21 protein-coding genes are annotated in these 18855 nt (G+C 66.8%); 18 read left to right on the forward strand and 3 right to left on the reverse strand.

All coding sequences use genetic code 11. The features are described from left to right. Window positions 1-53: 53 nt before the first annotated feature. The 4 genes from A8950_RS11425 (at window position 54) to acuI (ending at window position 4762) form a co-directional block, all read left to right on the forward strand. Window positions 54-1577, forward strand: coding sequence for a hypothetical protein (locus A8950_RS11425; RefSeq protein WP_133613763.1), 1524 nt, complete (start codon window positions 54-56; stop codon window positions 1575-1577). Beyond that, a complete protein-coding gene (locus A8950_RS11430) occupies window positions 1574-2281 on the forward strand; it encodes a hypothetical protein (RefSeq protein ID WP_133613764.1) in 708 nt (235 codons plus the stop codon). The genes A8950_RS11425 and A8950_RS11430 overlap by 4 nt, the downstream gene beginning before the upstream one ends. 72 nt (window positions 2282-2353) lie before the next feature. Continuing rightward, entirely contained in the window at window positions 2354-3727 is a 1374-nt protein-coding gene (locus tag A8950_RS11435) for a dihydroorotase (RefSeq protein WP_133613765.1), read from the forward strand. Between the two features lie 48 nt (window positions 3728-3775). Next, a complete protein-coding gene (acuI, locus tag A8950_RS11440) occupies window positions 3776-4762 on the forward strand; it encodes an acrylyl-CoA reductase (NADPH) (RefSeq protein ID WP_133613766.1) in 987 nt (328 codons plus the stop codon). On the opposite strand, the gene A8950_RS11445 is transcribed toward acuI, so the two are convergent. The 3 genes from A8950_RS11445 to A8950_RS11455 form a co-directional block, all read right to left on the reverse strand. Then, window positions 4759-5991, reverse strand: a complete 1233-nt coding sequence (locus A8950_RS11445) for a RidA family protein (RefSeq protein WP_133613767.1) — start codon at window positions 5989-5991, stop codon at window positions 4759-4761. The genes acuI and A8950_RS11445 overlap by 4 nt on opposite strands. A gap of 185 nt (window positions 5992-6176) precedes the next feature. After that, window positions 6177-6449, reverse strand: a complete 273-nt coding sequence (locus A8950_RS11450) for a hypothetical protein (RefSeq protein ID WP_133613768.1) — start codon at window positions 6447-6449, stop codon at window positions 6177-6179. A gap of 217 nt (window positions 6450-6666) precedes the next feature. Then, window positions 6667-7350 (reverse strand): XRE family transcriptional regulator, encoded by a 684-nt coding sequence (locus A8950_RS11455; RefSeq protein WP_166645126.1) that lies wholly within the window; start codon window positions 7348-7350, stop codon window positions 6667-6669. 243 nt (window positions 7351-7593) lie between these two features. Between A8950_RS11455 and A8950_RS11460 the strand changes: the two genes are divergently transcribed. The 14 genes from A8950_RS11460 (at window position 7594) to A8950_RS11525 (ending at window position 18828) form a co-directional block, all read left to right on the forward strand. After that, the gene (locus A8950_RS11460; RefSeq protein WP_133613770.1) at window positions 7594-7818 is read left to right on the forward strand and encodes a hypothetical protein; all 225 of its coding nucleotides are present in this window, start codon (window positions 7594-7596) and stop codon (window positions 7816-7818) included. A 41-nt stretch (window positions 7819-7859) separates the two neighbouring features. Beyond that, a complete protein-coding gene (locus A8950_RS11465; protein WP_133613771.1) occupies window positions 7860-8075 on the forward strand; it encodes a hypothetical protein in 216 nt (71 codons plus the stop codon). Between the two features lie 4 nt (window positions 8076-8079). Beyond that, a complete protein-coding gene (locus A8950_RS11470) occupies window positions 8080-8631 on the forward strand; it encodes a hypothetical protein (protein WP_133613772.1) in 552 nt (183 codons plus the stop codon). Next, window positions 8628-8906 (forward strand): hypothetical protein, encoded by a 279-nt coding sequence (locus A8950_RS11475; protein WP_133613773.1) that lies wholly within the window; start codon window positions 8628-8630, stop codon window positions 8904-8906. Before A8950_RS11470 ends, A8950_RS11475 begins: the two co-directional genes overlap by 4 nt. A 103-nt stretch (window positions 8907-9009) precedes the next feature. Further along, window positions 9010-10314 (forward strand): hypothetical protein, encoded by a 1305-nt coding sequence (locus A8950_RS11480; protein WP_133613774.1) that lies wholly within the window; start codon window positions 9010-9012, stop codon window positions 10312-10314. Window positions 10315-10319: 5 nt separating this feature from the next. After that, window positions 10320-10997 (forward strand): hypothetical protein, encoded by a 678-nt coding sequence (locus tag A8950_RS11485; protein WP_133613775.1) that lies wholly within the window; start codon window positions 10320-10322, stop codon window positions 10995-10997. A gap of 68 nt (window positions 10998-11065) precedes the next feature. Then, on the forward strand, window positions 11066-12778 hold the full coding sequence (locus tag A8950_RS11490; RefSeq protein ID WP_133613776.1) for a portal protein: 1713 nt from the start codon (window positions 11066-11068) through the stop codon (window positions 12776-12778). Beyond that, window positions 12775-13065: a Bbp19 family protein gene (locus A8950_RS11495; protein ID WP_133613777.1), complete on the forward strand. Its 291-nt coding sequence runs from the start codon at window positions 12775-12777 to the stop codon at window positions 13063-13065. Before A8950_RS11490 ends, A8950_RS11495 begins: the two co-directional genes overlap by 4 nt. Continuing rightward, window positions 13055-13888 (forward strand): hypothetical protein, encoded by an 834-nt coding sequence (locus tag A8950_RS11500; RefSeq protein ID WP_133613778.1) that lies wholly within the window; start codon window positions 13055-13057, stop codon window positions 13886-13888. The genes A8950_RS11495 and A8950_RS11500 overlap by 11 nt, the downstream gene beginning before the upstream one ends. Window positions 13889-14116: 228 nt before the next feature. Further along, window positions 14117-14977, forward strand: coding sequence for a phage capsid protein (locus A8950_RS11505; protein WP_133613779.1), 861 nt, complete (start codon window positions 14117-14119; stop codon window positions 14975-14977). A gap of 78 nt (window positions 14978-15055) precedes the next feature. After that, on the forward strand, window positions 15056-15481 hold the full coding sequence (locus tag A8950_RS11510) for a hypothetical protein (RefSeq protein ID WP_133613780.1): 426 nt from the start codon (window positions 15056-15058) through the stop codon (window positions 15479-15481). Window positions 15482-15567: 86 nt separating this feature from the next. After that, window positions 15568-16143 carry a hypothetical protein gene (locus A8950_RS11515; RefSeq protein ID WP_133613781.1) on the forward strand — a complete coding sequence of 192 codons (576 nt, stop codon included), beginning with the start codon at window positions 15568-15570 and terminating at the stop codon, window positions 16141-16143. A gap of 17 nt (window positions 16144-16160) precedes the next feature. Next, on the forward strand, window positions 16161-18425 hold the full coding sequence (locus A8950_RS19475) for a hypothetical protein (protein ID WP_166645127.1): 2265 nt from the start codon (window positions 16161-16163) through the stop codon (window positions 18423-18425). After that, window positions 18418-18828, forward strand: coding sequence for a hypothetical protein (locus A8950_RS11525; RefSeq protein ID WP_133613782.1), 411 nt, complete (start codon window positions 18418-18420; stop codon window positions 18826-18828). The genes A8950_RS19475 and A8950_RS11525 overlap by 8 nt, the downstream gene beginning before the upstream one ends. Window positions 18829-18855 lie beyond the last annotated feature (27 nt).

Here is an 18855-nt window from a genome sequence, read left to right on the forward strand (position 1 = left end):
CTGAAATGCGTTTACGTTTTATACATAATACATAATCAGTGCGAGAAGAACCGATGGCAGCCACCCCCTCCGGCCGGTACCGCGCCGCCTATAACCAGGCGGTCAATCCGGAGACCTGGATGCTGGGCGAGCCGATGGATGCGGCGACGCGGGCAGCGATCGAGCTCGGGATCGCGGGCGCCACCCCGCCGCATTACCAGGGGCCGGACGGCCGGCACTATTTCCACAACGCCCGCACCCTGGAAGACGCCGCCACCCGCGCCCACCGTGCTGGCCACGTCGCCGGCAAGACCATGGATGAGATCGCGGCCGAGGCGGCAGGGCCACAGGGCATGCCGGGCACGGACGCATATGTGGCATGGCGCCTAGGCAAGGCGACGCCACCGGGCGCGGCCAACGACAATGCCGCGCCGCCCGTGGCGGCTAAGCCTGTGGCTGAAAAATCTCAGGCGGCAAATCCTGCGGTCACAAATCCAGCGACGTCGCAACCGGCGCCGGCAGGTCCGCCGGCAGCCAACGACAATCGGCAGGCCACCCCGCGGCCGATCGGTCGGCACGCGTCGGCCGGACCGGTGTCATCCGGCAGCGGACCTCGCATCGTCAATGGGCGCGTCGCCGGCATGGCAGAGGCAGCGACCAGGCCCGGCATCACGCTGGAGGAGTTCGCGCAGGCCGCGGACGATCATGTCCGCCTGGGTGCACTTGGCCTCACCGGCGGTTATGCGGACGATGTCTCAGCCGGCCTCAACGCCTTCTTCGACATGCTGGGCGGCGCCAATCTCGCCGAAGCCTTTGCCGCCAACCAGGCAGCGGAGCGCCAGCGCACCGCGGCTGCCCGCGAACGCCGCGGCACGATGGGTGTCATCGTCGAGGCCGCACCCACCTTCCTGCCGGGCGGCGGTGACGCCGCCGGGCTCCTGGCCGATTTCAGGGATTACCTCGAGAACGGCGACCAATGGACCGCCGATGACTGGGCCCTCGTCGCCGCCGGCCTAACCCCCGGCATGCCCAACCGCAGAACGGTGAAGTCGGGGAAGAAGATTGTCGATGATGTTCTGGACAACCGTAGCACTCGACAAAGCCTATTGGCTCAGATTGACCAGAGCAAAGCCAACGTGCTCACTGTGTCCGAAGCCAATCGGTTAGGTGGCGAACACAAGGGACTCATCCATATTGCGGAGGCACTTCCAAAAAACAAGCGTGCGCGCGAACATCAGTCTGGAACAGACGGCGCATTTAGCGATGTCAGAACAAAAAAATTCGCTTCAGCAGCACTACGTTTTGTAAACCCAAACAAGCGTGGCCGAAACTTCATAAAATTCGAAGTGTCCGGGGTCTCCGACGACGGAAACTTCATTGAGCTCGCCGATGCAAAGACGAAGCTCGCAATCTGGAGTAGAGGCCCGCAGCAAACGACGCTTCGTACTCTTGAACGAACCAAGGAAGCATTAATTCAGAATCCTGGCTACCGAGTGGTTTATGAGTTCAATGATGTAATTTCTGAACAGAAGGCAAGACGATTCATCCAGAAGCACAACTATCACCACTATGTTCGAACGAGAATGAGGAAGCGATGAGCGGGAAAGAAGTAGATCTGTTTCTGCATTATAAAGCCCGTCACGGCGAGAGTGTTGAAACGCGCCACAAAGAGATCATTGCCGCCATGCGATCCTTGTCAGCTCCGTTCGGTTGGGGTGAAGTGTCAAAGTTGCCTCCGGCGCCAGACTGCGGGGAAGATTTGGGCGCAGGCTTTCATATCACGCTCAACGTACCAGGAATTGAGTCGTACGGCACATATGTCTACCGCGGAGAAACTTACAAGTATCGAGACGAGAGCACATTCGATGACAAGCTCTCGATCAGTTTTGATTCGAGGAACAAGTTCGTCGATTACCGCTTGGTCCTAGAAACGCATTTCCCGGCGGTGATCGGTGCCTTTCATGCTTATCTGGCAAAGGCATTCTTTGATGACTACTTTGTTCGATATGAGGACCTCAATCAGGGTGCAGTGGATCGGCTGCGCAAGACACAAACCGTCGACATAAACGGCCGCAACAACATCTTCACGCTGCATCCGGCGCAGTATTGGGATGCCGAGCTCTGTGGCAAGGCGTTGGGCTATGGACCCGACGAAGTAATCCGGCGCCTCGAAGGGAATGTACCGCTGGTGCGGCCGTTGATGAATGGGGTCTACACGGTCTTCAACGATGATCCCGACCTCAGCTTCGAGGATTTTTGCGCCTTCAACGACCGCTTCAAGCCGGTGCTGGGATTGGAGTAGCCGACCGCGGCAGGCTTGCGTCCATGGCAGCGGGCGGGCTAGAGATCGGGGTGGCAAATCGAGGACTTCCCCATGGCGCACAACCCCGACATCCAGAACCTGGAGACCCGCACTTTCGATCTTGTCATCCGGGGCGGGCATGTGGCGACGCCCAACGGGCTGGAGAACCTCGATATCGGCGTTGCTGGCGGCAAGATCGTCGGGCTCGGGGTGATCCCGGCCGGGCGCGCCGGCCAGGAATTCGACGCCACGGGCCTCACCGTGCTTCCTGGCGTCATCGACACCCAGGTGCATTTCCGCGAACCCGGTCTCGAGCACAAGGAAGATCTGGCGAGCGGCACGGCCGGGGCGGCTTTGGGTGGCGTCACAGCCATCTTCGAGATGCCGAACACCAATCCCAACACGCTGGATGCCGCCGCCATCAACGACAAGCTGGCGCGGGCCCGGGGCCGCGCCTGGGTCGACCATGCCTTCTTCATGGGGGCTTCCGACGAGAACGCATCGCAGCTGGGCGAGTTGGAAAAGCTGCCGGGCTGCGCCGGTGTCAAGATCTTCATGGGTTCCTCCACCGGTTCGCTGCTGGTGGCCGATGACGAGACGCTGGAGGAGGTGCTGCGCCACGGCCGCCGCCGCGTCGCCATCCATGCCGAGGACGAGATGCGCCTGCGCGAACGCCTGGCGCTGGTGAAGGACGGGGCCGACCCCGACCAGCATCCAGTCTGGCGCGATGTCGAGACGGCGGTCCGGGCGACGACGCGCATCCTCAAGATCGCGCGCAAGGCCGGGCGGCGCATCCATGTGCTGCATGTCTCGACCGCCGACGAGATGCCGATCCTCGCTGCTCACAAGGACATTGCAACGGTCGAGGTGCTGACCCATCATCTCACTCTCTCGGCGCCCGATTGTTATCGCCGCCTCGGCACCTATGCGCAGATGAACCCACCGGTCCGCGACGCCCACCACCAGGCGGGCATCTGGCAGGCCCTGCGTGCCGGTGTGGTCGATTGCATCGGCTCCGACCACGCGCCGCATACGCGGGAAGAGAAGGACCGGCCCTATCCGCAATCCCCCTCCGGCATGCCGGGCGTGCAGACGCTGCTCCCGGTCATGCTGGACCATGTGGCAAAGGGCCGGCTCACCCTGCAGCGCCTCATCGACCTCACCAGCGCGGGGCCGGCACGCATCTTCAACATCCGCAACAAGGGCCGCATCGCGCTGGGCTATGACGCCGATTTCTCGGTGGTCGATCTCACGGCGCAGCGCACCATCACCAATGAGTGGATGGCGACCAAGGCCGGCTGGACGCCCTATCACGGCATGGAGGTGACCGGCTGGCCCAGGGCCACCATCATCCGCGGCCACATCGTCATGCGCGAGGACGAATTGCAGGGGAAGGCATTGGGCCAGCCGGTCCAGTTCCAGGAAACCATCCAGCCGCAAGGCTGAGCATAGAAGATAGTTGGGTCGGAAGTTGCACAAGGGGAGTTGGTTGGCATGTTCAAGGCGCTGGTGCTGAACGAGAAGGACGGCAAGGTCACCTCGGCGATCGAGGATCTGCCCGATGACCGCCTGCCCGAAGGCGATGTGCTGGTGCGCGTCCACAATTCCACCCTCAACTACAAGGATGGTCTGGTGCTGAACGGCCTCGGCCGCCTGGTGAAGACCTACCCCCATGTTGGCGGCGTCGATTTCGCCGGCACGGTGCTGGAGAGCAGCCACAAGGATTGGAAGGCCGGCGACCAGGTGATCCTGACCGGCTGGCGCGTCGGCGAGATCCATTGGGGCGGTTATGCCGAAAAGGCGCGGGTCAAGGGCGAGTGGCTGGTACCGCTGCCCGCCGGCCTCTCGACCGAGCGGGCGATGGCGATCGGCACGGCGGGCTTCACCGCCATGCTCTGCGTCATGGCGCTGGAGGAACACGGGGTGAAGCCGGACCAGGGCGACGTATTGGTGACGGGTGCTGCCGGCGGCGTCGGCAGCGTCGCCATCGCGGTTCTGGCCAGCCTCGGCTACCGCGTCGTCGCCTCCACCGGCCGCGCCGAGACGCATGACTATCTGAAGGACCTGGGTGCCGCCGAGATCATCGACCGCGCCACCATCTCGACACCCAGCGGCAAGCCGCTCGACAGCGAAAAATGGGCAGCGGCGGTGGATTCGGTCGGCGGCTCGACGCTGGCCGCGATCCTGCCGCAGATGAAGTACAAGGGCGCGGTTGCGGCCTGCGGTCTGGCCGGCGGCACCAAGCTGGAGACCACGGTCATCCCGTTCATCCTGCGCGGCGTGGCGCTGCTCGGCGTCGATTCCGTCGCCTGTCCCATTTTCCGCCGCAAGATCGCCTGGGCGCGCCTCACCAAGGATCTCCCCATGGCGAAACTCGATGCCATGATCGAGCGCGCGACGCTCGAGGACCTGCCGCGCCTCGGCAAGGCGATCCTCGAAGGCCAAATCAAGGGCCGCGTCGTCGTCGATCTGGGCGTCTAGCGATCCGGCTCCGCCATCGCGAAGGCGTCGATCTCGATGCTCATGGCGGGATAGGCGAGGACGGGGAGGGGGATGCCGGTGGTGGCAGGGCCGGGCTCCTGGAAGAAGGACGAGCGCACCGAGAGGTTCTCGTGCAACTCGTCATAGCCGCACTTGCCGGCATAGACCGTGGTGATCTTGCAGATGTCGCGGTAATCGGCGCCAAGCGCCTTGAGGATGGTGCCGATATGGGTCATCGCCTGACGGGTCTGCGCCTGCATGTCGCCGACATGGATCGTCTCGCCCTTCTGGTTGAGCGAGACCTGGCCGCCGAGGAAAATCATGTCATGGCATTTGAGGCCATGGTGATAGGGAAGGTGGATGGTCCAGTCCCACAACCCCTCCGGCCAGACATGGCGGCGCTTGAGGCGCTGCCCGTCCTCGCCCAGCATGGCGACCACCTCGATCTTGATCTGCTGGCCGGGAATGGCATGGCGCGGCAGCGGCACGCCGGTGGCGGCGGGGCCCGGTTCCTTGAAATGCGCGGCGCACGCCAGGGCCGCCGGCTCGAAATCCTCGACCTTGCCGGCGCCGACATACCAGCGGTTGATCTTGACGACATCGTCGTAATCGGCGCCAAAGGCACCGAGCGCCCGGCCGACCTGCTGCATCACCTGCTTGGTCTGCGCGACGATGTCGCCGGCATGGAGGAGATGGCCGGCCGCATCCACCGGCGATTGCGCGCTGACGAAGATCATCCTGCCGCAGCGGAGCGCCGGCGCGAATGCCGGGGGCAGCGGGGAAAGCCCCGTACCATCGGCATAACTGCGCGGCAGCCTGGCGTCATCTTCGCCCCGCATGGCATAGCCTTCGATCTCGACCACCATGCCGGGATAGCAGAGCCAGGCCACCGGCACGAGGGTGATGGCCGGCCGCGCATCCCGGGGCAGGGCGGCGGCGATCATGGCCAGGACATCTGCCTCCTGCACCCCGCCGTCATTGACATAGAAGCAGAGCAGTTTCACGAGATCGGCGAAGTCGCAGCCGATCTCGCCGAGGACGCGGCCCATATTGGCGATGCTGTTGGCGGTCTGGCGCGCGAGATCGCCGGGATGATTGACGATTCCCTCGGCGGTGGTGTCGGTCTGGCCGCCCATCCAGATCATCTGGCCGCAGCGAACACCCTGCTTGTGGGTGACCTTGATCGGCCAGTTCCAGTGGTCCTTCGGTTCCGCAAATCTCTTCCGCATCGCCTCATCCCTCTCATGCCGGGCAACACGAGATCACAGGCGGACCATGGCGGCTACCGAAAACCGGTCGCGGAAAGCGGGACTTGGATGCGGCGCGGACATTGGTCGGCGGGCATTGGTCTGCGGGCATTGGTCTGCGGGTATCGGGTGGCGGGCATTGGTCTGCGGGTATCGGGTGGCGGGCATCAGGCGGCAAGGGCGTGGCGCGTTGAATGGCTGCTTGTCAGCAGGGAGAGGCGTGGCGCGGGGTGCATGGCTGTGACCGCGAAGATGGCGAGATCGGCTTGCTCGCCAGCCAGCAGCGTCACCGTGATCTGGTCGCCCGGACGGAGCAAGTCGGCGGCGGCGGCGAAGTAATCGCCGCCGAGGCAGCCCAGGGAATCATGGCTGCGGTAATGCCAGTGGGTGAAGCCATTGGCATAGGCGAGGACGCTGAGATCGCGGGGGTCGAAGCTCATTCATGCCTCCATCCATGGGCTGACCCATCCCGGGTCAGGATTTACGAATGGAACATATATAGAACTAGCGTAAGATGTCAACGTAAAAATCGTTAACGACGCCCCCCGCAAGGCAAGCGCGCTAAAGCCTGCGGTGTCTCGAGCACCAGGATACCGCCAGGAGATGGGGGACCGGCTGCCCTGGCTGCTGCCGCCTCGCCGCCCCCGCCGCTATGGCTCAGCCGGCCTCGCCGGTGCCGGTGATGCGGTAGATCCGCTTCACCTCGCCGGCCCTGAGGGTGATGTCGCGCGCCGGGTTGAACTGGTGCAGCACGATCTCCTCATCGGTGCGGCGGACGAATTGCTTGATCAGGCCCTGGCCGTCATTGAGCTCGACCGCGACGAAACAGTTGCGCGTGATCGGCCGATTCGGGTTGACGTAGAGCAGCTCGCCGGCGAAATACCGCGGCTCCATCGAATCGCCGTCGACATAAAGCGCAAAGCCGTTGAAGACGCCCTTCAGATTGGCCGGGCGCTCGACGAATTCCTTGGCCTCGCCGTCATTGAAATAGAAGCCCTCGCTGCCACCCTTGACGGCACCCAATACCGGCAGATCGCGCTGCGTCTGGCCGATCGCCGCACCCGGGCGCGGCGGCACCGGATCGCGCCGCTGGCTCACCCCTTGTCCCGGCTCGATGCCGGCCAGCTGCAGCACGGCGCCGGGCTCGGTGCCGTGCTGGCAGAAGAGGGCGTCAAGTTCGCGCGCCAGCTCGAAGGGCAGGAAGCGCCGCTTGTAGCGATCCTCGTAATGCTGATAGCGCGTGAGGCTCCAGCCCAGCGCCTCCGAGACCGCGCGCATGGTGAGGCCGGCCTGTTCGCGCAATTCCTTGAGGCGGCGGGCGGCTTCGGAAATTTCGGTCATGGATTGGCTCCTCATTCTTGCCGTGGCGCCCGGCGCCCGCCGGAGCGGGGCACGAGCGGCGCCAGGTGATGCAGCGACGGGCCGCAGCGGCGCGATGCAGCAACGGCCGGCCACTGGGCAGCGCGCGGCAGCGGCCTGACAGACATAGCCGCAGAATACGTTTTTAATGCTTGACAGCGTAACAAAATTTTGCGTATAATGCCATAATGCGCTAACGCGTCAAGCCGTAAAGGGGTGGCAGATATGGAACAAAATGGCAACTCGAAAAAACTCGATCCAGTCCCGACGGTCACCGGCGCCAGCCGGGGGCGGTGCAACCGCCTCTGCCTGTTCTGCAGCCGGATTTTCCGCGCGCCCGGGCCCTTCATCCGCATCTGCCTCGCCTGCAAGGAGAGCGAGGAATGGCAGAGCGGCAATTGCGATGTCGTGCTGAACCCGCCCGCCAACGACAACGCGCCCGGATGCTGACCCGCCAGACCGGAACAAGACAACGCGACAAGGAGAGAATCATGGCCGAGATCGTCGATTTCCCGCCGAGCGACAGCCTGCGTCCCGACCAGGCGATCGGCACCTGCCAGAAGACCCGCTGGAGTCAGTTCCTCGGCATCGGCATCACCGAGGAAGGCGAGTTCGAGGTGGTCAACAGCGACATGACCGCCGAACGGGCGCTCTGGCTGGTGAAATGGGCCGAGCGCTGGGCCATGGGCCTGGACGAGGAGGAGTGAGGCCATGCGCGCCTTTGAGCCGAGCCGGCGCGGCCGGCCGAAACGCGCCGTCGCCAATGACGATGCGTGTGGCACCACCCCCGCGGTACAGGATGGCGGCACGGCGGAACTGCAGTTGAAGCGGGCGCAGCTCGCCCGCGGCCTCGACCCGGTGCTTTGCGCGCATCCGCTCGATCTCCTCGCCGCGCGCGGCTGGATCGCCCCGAGCGAACAGCGCGCCGGCTGGCGCTATGCCGGGCTCTATCGCCGGGTCAACGGCCGCGTCACCGTCAGCTATGGCCGCTTCTATGCCGGCTTTTCCGGCGGTGGCGGCGGCCTGCCCGCGGCGGATCTGGACGAGGCGGACCTTGCCCGTCTGGAACAGCTCTATCGCCGCGCCAAGGCGGATCTGCTGGCAGCCGGCAACAGGGTGGCGCGCATGACCGAGGCGGTCAGCGTCTTTGCGGTCTGGCCCGGCTTCGTCTTCAGCCGGGAGGGCGCCAGGAGTACCGCCTGCCAGCGCCTGCGCCTCGGCCTCGCGGCGCTTGGCGACAGTTTCGCTGGGCCCCGCCGATGAAGCTCCCGGTCGACCACAAAACCGACCCCGGCACGGCAGGGGATCATCTGCGCGAACTGGCCAGGCGGCATACCGAGGCGGCGATCGCCGCCCTGGTCGCGGTGATGCAGGACCCGGAGGCGGCCCCCATGGCGCGCAACGCCGCCGCCAATGCCGTGCTGCAATGGGGCCACGGCCGGCCCGGCAGCGGCGATTTCGGCCGTCACGAAAGTAAAAAGCAAGAACAGATGGTCATTATTTGCTGGAAGCCCGAATATCCGGAAAATATTACTTGACAAAAAGACAGTAAGAAGGTAATATGAAAATATAAGCTGAGGAATTACGCCCCGCGAACCCGACCCGGTTCGCGGGATTTTGCTTTGGAGCAAGCCCAAGCGCATGGAACAAGCCCTGCCGCGACCGCAGCCGGAGACAGCGGCGCAGGTGGTGCATCTCTATGGGCCGCGCCGGCTGCAGGCGGATCTGCATCGGCGTCTCAAGCGCTTCAACGTGCTGGTGGCGCATCGCCGCTTCGGCAAAACGGTATTCTGCATCAACGAGCTCATCGCCCGGGCCGCTTCCAGCACGGCGCCGGAGCCGCGCTTCGGCTATGTGGCGCCGCTGCTTGTCCAGGCCAAGGACGTCGCCTGGTCGTATCTGAAGCGCTTCACCGCGCCCATCCCGGGGCTGAAGCTGAGCGAAAGCGAGCTGTGGGTGGAACTGCCCAACGGTGCCCGCATCCGCCTCTATGGCGCCGACAATGCCGATCGCCTGCGCGGCCTCTATTTCGACGGCGTGGTGCTGGACGAATACGCCCAGATGCATCCCCGCGTCTGGCCGGAGATCGTGCGGCCGATGCTGAGCGACCGCCAGGGCTGGGCGCTCTTCATCGGCACACCGATGGGGCGCAACCACTTCGCCAGGCTCTATGATGCCGCCGCCAACGATCCCGCCTGGCTCTCGGCACGCTATCCGGCCAGCGCCACCGGCATTTTGCCGGAAGGCGAACTGGCGGCGGCGCGGGCCGCGATGTCGGCGCAGCAATTTGCGCAGGAATTCGAATGCAGCTTCTCGGCCGGCGTGCCGGGGGCCTATTACGCCCCCCTCATCGACGCGGCCGAGCGCGCCGGCCGGATCGGCCGCGTGCCCTGGGAGCCGCGCCTGCCGGTGATGACCGCCTGGGATCTCGGCATCGGCGACGCCACCGCGATCTGGTTCGCCCAGGCGCTGGGCAGCGGCGAGATCCGGATCATCGACTATTTCGAGGCCCATGGCGTGCCGCTGTCGCATTACGTCAAGCAGCTCGAGGCACAGCCCTATGTCTATGGCGAGCATCTGCTGCCCCATGACGTCGCGGTGCGCGAGCTCGGCACCGGCACGACGCGGCTCGAGACCCTGCGCCAGCTGGGATTGCGCGCCCGCGTGCTGAAGCCGCAGCCGCTCGAGGACGGCATCGAGGCGGTGCGCGCCCTGCTGCCGCGCTGCTGGTTCGATGCCGGCAAATGCGGGCGCGGGCTCGAGGCGCTGCGGCTCTACCGCCCGGCCTATGATGCCAGGGCCGATCTCTACTCGGCGCGGCCGCTGCATGACTGGACCAGCCACGGGGCCGATGCCTTCCGCTATCTGGCGCTCGGCCAGCCGGTGCGCCGGGTGCCGCACGAGGCGGGACCGCCGCAACCCGAATACGACCCGATGCGATGGTGAGGAAGATGTCCCGGCCCTTGCGCCCGCTTGGCTCCGACGACCTGCTCTTCGTCGCCCGGCACATGCGCATGGCCGACCGGGCGGAGATCTTCGCCACCCGCTTCGACGACGACCCCGTCGCCCTGGTGGCCGAGATTCTCGCCACCGATCCCATGGGTGCCATCCTCGCCGCTGCCGATGGCGCGGCGGTGGCGGCGATCGGCGCCAGCGAGATGTGGCCGGGCAACTGGTCGGTCTGGATGTTCGCAACCGACCGCTGGCCGGAAGTGGCCCTGGCGGCGACCCGCTTTGCGCAGACCCGGCTGCGTCCCGCCCTCCACCGGCTCGGCGCCAGGCGCGCCGAATGCCGCTCCATGGCGGGGCACGAGATGGCGCAAAGCTGGCTGCTGCGCCTCGGTGCCCGGGTCGAGGCGGTCTATCCGGCCTTCGGCCGCGACGGCCAGACCTTCATCGGCTTTGTCTTCGAAAGAGAGGAAAACATGTGCGCCCTGCCGAAATCGAAACCGAAACCCGCCCCGAAACAGCCCGATCCCAGGCTGGCTGCCGATGCCGCGGCCAAGGCGGCGGATGACGAATTGCGCCGCCAGCGGGCCCTGAGCGGCCGGCGCGCCACCATCCTGACGCCGGACGCGGCACAGCTCGGCGCGGCACCCATCGGCGGCGGCCAGCTGCTCGGCTCCTGAGCCACCGCCCCCATTGGGATCCTGGCCCGCATTCCTGCTCGACACCTGGCAAGGGAACACGCCACCACATGAAACCGACGACCGACAGCAATCCGGCCCGCGACCAGGCACCTGACCCGACAACCGGTCCGACAACCGGTCCGGCACCTGATCTGGCCCGCGACCTGATCCGGCGCCAGGAAAGCCTTGCCGCCGAACGCGGCAATCTCGACCAGCTCTGGCAGGAGATCGCCGACCTGGTCCTGCCGCTGCGGGCCGATTTCACCCATCTGCGCCAGCCGGGCGAGAAGCGCGCGCAGAAGATCTTCGACGGCACCGCCGGCCAGGCGGCCGAGAACCTGGCGGCGGGGCTCTGGGGCCTCATCACCAATGCCGCCAATGACTGGTTCACCTTGCGCGCCGATCTGGCCGAGGAAGAGGAGACGGCCGAGACCAAATTGTGGCTGGACGAGGTGACCCGGCGCATGCGCGCCAGCTTCGCCGGCAACGGCCAGCGCTTTTATGCCCGGGTGATGGAGCTCTATGCCGACCTGGTCACTTTCGGCACCGGCATCTTCTACGTCGAGGAGGTGCCGGAGACGGGCCGCATCCACTATTCCTGCCGGCACCTTTCCGAATGCTTCATCGCCGAGAATGCCAGGGACGAGGTCGACACCCTGTTCCGCCGCTTCCAGTTCACCGCGCGCCAGGCGGTCTCGCGCTGGGGCGAGGCCTGCCATCCCGCCCTCCAGCGCGCGGCCGAGAAGGAACCCGACCGGCGCTTTGCCTTCCTGCACGCGGTGATGCCGCGCGAGGCCGGCGGAATGGAGGGCCGCGCCATGAGTGCTCATGACGCCGAGACGCCCTTCGTCAGCCATTATGTCGATGTCGAGCATGGGCTCCTGCTCGCCAGCGGCTTCTATCACGAATTCCCCTACCAGGTGCCGCGCTGGTCGACGGCGACGCGCGGGCTTTACGGCGATAGCCCGGCGATGCTGGCGCTGCCAGACATCAAGATGCTGAACGCGATGTCGAAGACCACCATCATCGCGGCGCAGAAATCGGTCGACCCGCCCTTGCTGGCGGTGGACGAGGTGGCGGTCCGCGGCCTGCGCACCCATCCCGGCGGCATCATCTATGGCGGGCTCGACGAGAACGGGCGCCGGCGCTACGAGCCGCTGCAGGCCGGCGGCAATATCGGCCTCGGCCTGGAGCTCGAGGAACAGCGCCGCGAGGCCGTGCGCCAGGCCTTTTACTTCTCGCTCCTCCTCATGGTGCAGCAGCCCAACCAGACCGCGACCGAGGTGCTGGCCCGGCAGGAGGAGAAGCTGCGCCTGATGGGGCCGCATCTCGGCCGCATCCAGGCGGAATTCCTCGACCCCCTGATCCGCCGCCAGTTTGGCATCATGCGCCGTGCCAACCAGTTGCCGCCGCCGCCGCGACAGTTGCAGGCGCGCGGTGTCCGCATCGAATATGTCTCGCCCTTGGCCCGGGCGCAGCGGGCGGGCGAGGGGGCGGCGATCGTGCGCGCCCTCGAGGCGCTGGCCCCGATCGGCGCGGTGAAGCCCGAGATCTACGACAACATCGATGCCGATGCAGCGGCGCGGGCGCTCACCCAATCCTTCGGCGCGCCCAACCATTTGCTGCGCAGCAAGGCGGCGGTCGCCGATCTGCGCGCCGCCGCAGCACCGCCGCCGGGCAATCCGGCCGATGCTGTCGATGCGGCCGGTGCCACCTATGCGACCGATGCGACCGATGCCGGCGCGGCGCTGCTTGAAGCGATGACCGGCGGTGCCGCATGAAGGCGGGTCTGGCCTGGCTCCTCCGCCTGCACGGCCACAGCCGCGCCCGCCGCGTCGCCGATGCCTATCGCCGGCATCTTTCTCCGGAAAGCGCCGGTTCGCGGCTCATCCTTGCCGACCTCGCGCATTATTGCCGGGTCGGGCGGTCGAGTTTCGTCCCCGGCGATTCGCACCAGACCGCCTTCAACGAAGGTGCACGCGACGTCTTCCTGCATCTGGCCGAGATGTGCGGCCTCGATCCCGCCGATTTCACGGCCCTGCTCCAGGAGGTGATCGATGACCGATGACGACCACGACCCGATCGCAACACCGGACCCGCAGGCAGAAGCGCCGTCGCAGGCAGGGTGGCAGGCGGAACTTGATCCCGAACTCGGCCGCTTCGTCGAACAGAAGGGCTGGCGCTCGGCCAGCGACGCTGTCACCTCCTATCGCCACCTTGAACGCCTGGTGGGCGGCGACCGGCTGAACCTGCCCGGCACCGATGCGGGGCCCGAGGCCTGGGCGCCGATCTGGGATCGCCTCGGCCGCCCGCAGGACGCCGACGGCTATGACCTGCCGGTCCCTGATGGCGACGCCTATGATGCGGAGCTCGCCGGCTGGTACCGCGAGACTGCGCATCGCCTCGGCCTCACCCGGACCCAGGCGCGCGAATTGCACGACGCCTTTCTTGCCCGCCTGCCTGCTGCCGGGGCGCCCTTGTCCGCTGCCGCGGCACCGGCGCCCTTGCCCGATACCGACCCGGTCGGCGATCTGCAGGCGCTCTGGGGCCGGCAATACGATGCCAACATGCAGTCGGCGCGGCGCGCCTATGCGGCACTGCTGGGCGATGCGGCACCGTTCCACGACATCGCCGATGCCCTGGGCGAGACGGCGCTGATGCAATTGCTGGCGAAGGCCGGCCGCCTCCTCGCCGAGGACAGCATCACGGCGCGTGCCGGCGCCGGTGCGGGCCCGCGCAACCCCGCCGAGGCGCTCCAGGAGATCGCGAAGCTGCAGCGCCAGGCGCAGGCCGATTCGACGCACCCCTATCTCAACAAGACCCACCCCGAGCACCAGAGCCTGGTGCAACGGATGGAAGCCCTCTACGCCCTCGCCTATGGCGGGTCGTGAGAGAGCAACCCCGCATCCAAAGCCGGACAACCGCAGCCCAGCGCGGCCCGGCTGACCGCCCGGAAGAGACGGGCCGCCCGATGATGCGCGTCAGCATCGAGGCTTGAGGTCTTTGTGAAAACGCCGCGCGTGGCAGCTGCCACACCAACGCTGCCACGCGCGGCGGCTTGCAGGGGCAACCTCGCCGCGACCGACCCGAAACCCAAAGACGAAAGGAAGTGAGAACCCATGTCCTCACAAGTGCAGCTCGCGTTCAACGCGATGTATTCGGCCAACATCATGCTGCTGGTGCAGCAGAAGGGCAGCCGCCTGAAGGATGCCGTGCGCCAGGAAATGGTGACCGGCGAGATCGCCTATTTCGACCAGATCGGCGCCGGCTCGGCGATCAAGCGCCAGTCGCGCCATGCCGACACGCCCTTGACCGAAACGCCCCACGCCCGGCGCCAGGTGATGCTGGAGGATTACGAGTATTCCGACCTCGTCGACCGGCTCGACCAGGTGAAGACCCTGACCGATCCCACCAATGCCTATGCCCAGGCAGCGGCCCATGCCTTGGGCCGCGCCATGGACGACGTCATCATCGCCCAGGCCAATGGCGTGGCGCGCAGCGGCAAGACCGGCCAGACCCTGGTCACGCTGCCTGCCCCGCAGAAGATCGCCGGCGGCGGCACCGGCCTGACGCTGGCCAAGCTGCTCCAGGCCAAGGAGATCCTCGACGCGGCCGAGAACGATCCCGACGAGCCGCGCTATGTCGCCTGTCCGGCCAAGGACATCACCGTGCTGCTCGGCACCACCCAGGTGACCTCGTCCGACTACAACACGGTGAAGGCGCTGGCCGCCGGCCAGATCGATACCTTCCTCGGCTTCCGCTTCATCCGCACTCAGCGCCTGGGCCTCAACGGCTCGGGCGAGCGCGCCTGCCTCGCCTGGCGGCAATCGGCCCTGCTGCTGGCATTGGCGCAATCACCCAAGGTCAAGGTCACCGAACGCCCCGACAAGTCCTACGCCACACAGGTCTATTGCGCGATGTCGATCGGCGCCACGCGCATGGAAGAGGACGGCGTGGTCGAGATCGGGACGCTTGCTTGATTGATCGTCGGCACCGCGGCCGCCCCACCAACCCCGCGGTGCCGACGCTCGTTTCTTCCCTTCAAACAGGAGATAAACATGGCAATTCAATACGGATTGCAGATGGGCCGGTTGCGCAACACGGCCCCGGTCGATCTGCCGATGGCCGGCGACGTGCATGGCCGCGTGCGCTGCTTTAACGAGAAGGTGACGCTGGCGGCACAGCCGACCTCCGACATCATCGAAGTGGCGCGGCTGCCCAAGGGGGCGCGGGTACTCTACGGCCTGCTCGCGTCGACGGTCAGCCTCGGCTCCGCGACGCTCGCCGTCGGCATCGCCGGCACGCCGGCGAAATATCGCGCCGCGGCCACCTTCACCGCGGTGGACACGCCGACGCTCTTCGGCCCCGCTGCCAATATCGGCGAGCCGCTGGCGAATGAGGAGATCGTGATCCTCACCCCCGCCGCCGCCGCTTTGCCCGCCAGCGGCACTCTGCGCGTGCTGATCTTCTACACACTGGATTGAGGAGCGCCGGCGCGCTGTGGCCGTCCCGCCAACCCCACCGCGCGCCGGCGGGTTGGCGGGCGGCTCCGGCGCGCGGTGAAATCATAATGACCACTTCCATCATCGCCATCTGCAACCGGGCGCTCGACTTTCTCGGCGCCGATCCCATCACCTCGCTGGAGGACGGCTCGAAGCCGGCCGGCCTGTGCCGGCGCAATTTCGCGCCGGCGGCCGATGCGGTGCTGCGGCTCTATCCCTGGAATGCGGCGCAGCGGCGCGCGCGCCTCGCCGCAATGGTCGAGAAGCCGGCCTGGGGCTATGCCCACCAGTACCAGCTGCCGCAGGGGCCGGAACCGGCCCATTGCCTGCGCCTGATCGAGATCGCCGGCGGCGGCGACTACCGCATCGAGGGCCGCCGCATCCTCAGCGACCTGCCGCCGCCGCTCGACATCCTCTATATCGGCCGCATCGCCGATGCCGCCGAATATGACGCGCTGCTGGCCGAAGCGATCGCCGCCAGGCTCGCCGTGCAACTCGCCGGCAACCTGACCGAAAGCGCCAGCCGCATCGAGGCGGCGCGCAACCATCTCCGGGATCTGCTGCAGCAGGCGCGCATCGCCGATGCGCAGGAGGGCGGGCAGGCGACGCTTGCCGTCGATGCCTGGCTGGCGGCCCGGGCCTGAAGGAAGGGGAAGGGACCATGCCGAAAAGCGCGCATTACCTTGCCACCTTCAATGCCGGCGAATGGTCGCCCGAACTCTATGGCCGCATCGACCTCGACAAATACCGCAACGCCTGCCGCGAGATCGAGAATTTCGTGCTGCTGGCGCAAGGGCCGGCGACGCGTCGCCCGGGCACGCAATTCGTGGCGCCGGCGAAGGACGGTGGTGAAATTCGCCTGATCCCCTTCGAATTCTCGACCGAGCAGGCCTATGTGATCGAGGCCGGACAGAATTATTTCCGCTTCTACATGAATGGCGGACGCATCGAGACGTCGCCCGGCATCGCCTACGAGATCGCGACACCCTATGACCTTGCCGCGGTGCGCCGCCTGAAATGGGCGCAATCGGCCGATGTGCTCTATCTCTGCCATCCCGATTTTGCGCCGCGCAAGCTGGCCCGGAGCGGCCATACCGCCTGGAGCCTCAGCGAGATACAGTTCCAGGACGGTCCCTATCTCGACGAGAACACGGGCAGCGTGACGCTGGCCCCGTCCGCCGTCAGCGGCGGTGCGGTGACCCTGACCGCCACCGGCCCGCTGTTCGCGGCGACCGATATCGGCCGCCTGCTGCGCCTCAAGCACGGCACCATCTGGGGCTGGGGCCGCATCACCGCCTTCACGTCGCCCACCCAGGTGACGGTCGAGGTGAAGGCCAATTTCGGCGGCACCGCGGCCGTCACTGCCTGGCGGCTTGGCGCCTGGTCCGCCACTACCGGCTGGCCCGCAACCGTGACCTTCTACGAGGAGCGCCTGTTCATGGCCAATTCCCGCCAGCAGCCGCAGACCCTTTGGGGCTCGGTCGCCGGTGCCTATGAAAGCCATGCCCCCAGTGCCGCCGACGGGCTGGTGCGCGACGACCATGCGCTCAACTTCACCATCGCCGATGACCGCGTCAACGCCATCCGCTGGATGAGTGCGGGCAAGACACTCGCCCTCGGCACCACCGGCGGCGAATTCAACCTGTCGGCGTCTTCGCTCAACGAGGCGGTGACGCCCGGCAATGTCGTGGTGCGGCGCGAGACCACCAATGGCAGCGCCGATATCCGGCCCGAGCGCATCGGCGCCGCCGTCCTCTATGTGCAGCGCGCGCGGCGCAAGCTCTACGAGATGGCCTACAATTTCGAGAACGACGCCTTCAACTCGCCGGAGATGTCGCTGCTGGCGCGGCACCTGACGCGAACCGGTATCACCGAAATCGTCTATCAGGCCGAGCCATGGTCGGTGCTTTGGGTCGCCTGCGCCGATGGTGCGCTGCTCGGCCTCACCTATCTGCGCGACCAGGACGTGGTGGGCTGGCACCGGCACCGCATCGGCGGTCGCGAGACGCGCGTGCTGTCGCTGGCGGTCATTCCGGGCGACAGCCAGGACGAACTCTGGCTGGCGGTCGAACGGCGCGTCGAGGGCGAGATCCGGCGCTCGGTCGAGCGCCTGGCCCTGGCCTTTACGCCACAGGACGAACATGACAAGCGCCACGCCTTCTTCGTCGATGCCGGTCTCACCTTCGATGGCGCCGGCACGGCGGCCGTGACGCCGGGCAGCGGCGCCGGCCTTGCCGGTGCCACCGGTGTCGCCTTCGTCGCGGCTGCCGGAATCTTCGCCCCCGGCGATGTCGGGCGCGAACTGCATCACCGCTATCGCCACGGTACCGGCTATGCCGTGGCGCGGGCGCTGATCACCGGCTGGATCGACGCCAACTCGGTGACCGCGACGATCCTGACGCCGTTTCCATCGCTGGACGAAATGCCGTCCGGCGCCTGGGCGCTGGCGGCGACGACGCTGGACGGCCTCGACCATCTGGTCGGCGAGCAGGTGACGATCCTGGCCGACGGCGCCACCCATCCCGATCGCATCGTGGCCGCCGACGGTACCGTCAGCCTCGTGCGCGCCGTTTCCTGGGCTCATGTCGGCCTCGGCTATGCCAGCCGCCTCGTCACCATGGATCTGGAAGCCGGCGGCGGCGACGGCCCCGCCCAGGGCAAGAAGCGGCGCCTGCACCGCGTGATCGTGCGCCTCGTCGACAGTCTCGGCATGCGCCTCGGCGCCGATGCCGCGCGCGCCGAGGACATCGTCTTCCGCAGGCCGGAAACGGCGATGGACCAGAGCCCGCCGCTCTTCAGCGGCGACAAGAGCGTCGCCGTCCCCAAGGGCTGGGATAACCGGGCCCTGGTGACGGTGGTGCAGGAGCAGCCGCTGCCCTGCACCGTCGTCGCCCTGATGCCGCAGATAACAACGATGGATGGATGACATGTGCCATGTGGCGATACCGACCATGATCGGCCTTGGCCTGCAACTGGCCGACCGCGCCATGCAGGCCGGCGACGACGGCAAGGCAGCGGCCGCGGCGGCGCGGGAATTGCGGCAGGAGGGGGCGCGCAAGGCCGACGAGATCCGCCGCCAGGGCGAGCGCGGTCGCGCCCGGCAGCGCCTTGCCCTGTTGAAGGGCGGCGTCACCGGCGAGGGTTCGCCAGCCGATTTGCAGCGCGACCTTGCCCAGGAAAATGCGCGCGACGCGTTCTGGACGCAGCACGGCCATGACGTCGCCGCGCGCGAGCAGGAGCGCGCCGCGCGCCGCGCCCGGCGCAGCGGCATCCTCGATTCGCTCACCGGCCTCAGCCGGATCGGCGAGGAAGTGATCAAGCTGCGCTAGCAATCACGCAACCGACCCCCATTGGAA

Source organism: Dongia mobilis (assembly GCF_004363235.1).
Taxonomy (GTDB): domain Bacteria; phylum Pseudomonadota; class Alphaproteobacteria; order Dongiales; family Dongiaceae; genus Dongia; species Dongia mobilis.